Origin of the sequence: Dietzia sp. SYD-A1 (assembly GCF_015356725.1) — a bacterium.
GTDB lineage: Bacteria > Actinomycetota > Actinomycetes > Mycobacteriales > Mycobacteriaceae > Dietzia.
Map to the genome: position 1 here is coordinate 1 of NZ_JADDKI010000564.1, position 560 is coordinate 560.

1 protein-coding gene is annotated in these 560 nt (G+C 70.9%); it reads right to left on the reverse strand.

Features of this window, described 5'->3' with window-relative positions; all coding sequences use genetic code 11:
* Positions 1–2: 2 nt before the first annotated feature.
* A partial coding sequence (locus IY392_RS16990; protein ID WP_194861871.1) for a UDP-glucose/GDP-mannose dehydrogenase family protein occupies positions 3–560 on the reverse strand: 558 nt, incomplete at its 5' end.

Here is a 560-nt window from a genome sequence, read left to right on the forward strand (position 1 = left end):
GGTCAGGAGATGCCCACCCCGCGCCCGAGGGCGCGGTAGGTCCACCCGGCCGCGCGCCAGGCCTCGGCAGGCATGCAGTTGCGCCCGTCCAGCATGATCCGCCCCCGCGCCACCCGGGTCACGGCGGCCGGGTCCAACCCGAGGAACTCCGGCCACTCCGTGGCCACCAGCACCACGTCCGCGCCCTCACACGCCTCGATCGCCGACCCCGCATACGTCAACGTCGGGAACAACGCCCGCGCGTTGTCCAACGCCTGCGGGTCGTACACCACCGCCTGCGCCCCCTTGAGCGAGAGCATCCCCGCCACGTTCAACGCCGGGGAATCCCGCACGTCGTCGGAGTCCGGCTTGAACGCCGCCCCCAACACCGCGATCGTCTTACCGATCAACATCCCCCCACACGCCTCGGTCGCCAGATCCACCATCCGCTCCCGGCGACGCATGTTGATCGAGTCCACCTCCCGCAGGAACGACATCGCCTGATCGGCACCCAACTCCCCCGCGCGGGCCATGAACGCCCGGATGTCCTTGGGCAGACACCCCCCACCGAACCCCAGCCC